Below are 460 nucleotides of genomic sequence, written 5' to 3'. Positions count from 1 at the left end.
CGAGGCCCGCCGCATCGTCAGCGACGGCGCCTCGGCCGGCGGCCATGCCGTCGACCTGCCGCTCGCACCCAACGCCATGCGCGGCACCTGGTCGGTGTCGATCTACACCGATCCCAAGCAGCCGGCGGTGGCGAGCCAGATGTTCCTGGTCGAGGATTTCGTGCCGGATCGCATTGAATTCGACATGAAGGCCGACAAGCAGGAGATCGCCCAGGGCGAAACCGCCGACATCAACATTGACGGCCGCTTCCTCTATGGCGCGCCGGCGGCAGGCCTGGCGCTGGAAGGCGAGTTGACGCTGTCGACGTCGCGCGACTGGGACCGTTTCCAAGGGTTCTCCTTCGGTCTCGCCGACGAACAGGCGGCCGAACCCACGGTCACCCCCCTCGCCGATCTGCCGGTGGTTGGCGATGACGGCAAGGTGACCTTCCCGGTCTCCGTCGACCAACTGCCCTCGACC

Annotated in this window: 1 protein-coding gene; it reads left to right on the top strand. The window is 67.4% G+C overall.

Annotated elements, in window-relative coordinates; all coding sequences use genetic code 11:
• On the top strand, positions 1–460 hold a 460-nt coding region (locus tag EN935_RS40040), incomplete at both ends, for a hypothetical protein (protein WP_164771928.1).

It is taken from the genome of Mesorhizobium sp. M7D.F.Ca.US.004.03.1.1 (genome assembly GCF_003998635.1).
Taxonomy (GTDB): Bacteria; Pseudomonadota; Alphaproteobacteria; order Rhizobiales; family Rhizobiaceae; genus Mesorhizobium; species Mesorhizobium loti.
The sequence above is the reverse complement of the archived record's forward strand: the minus strand, read 5'-3'. Positions and strand labels throughout refer to the sequence as shown.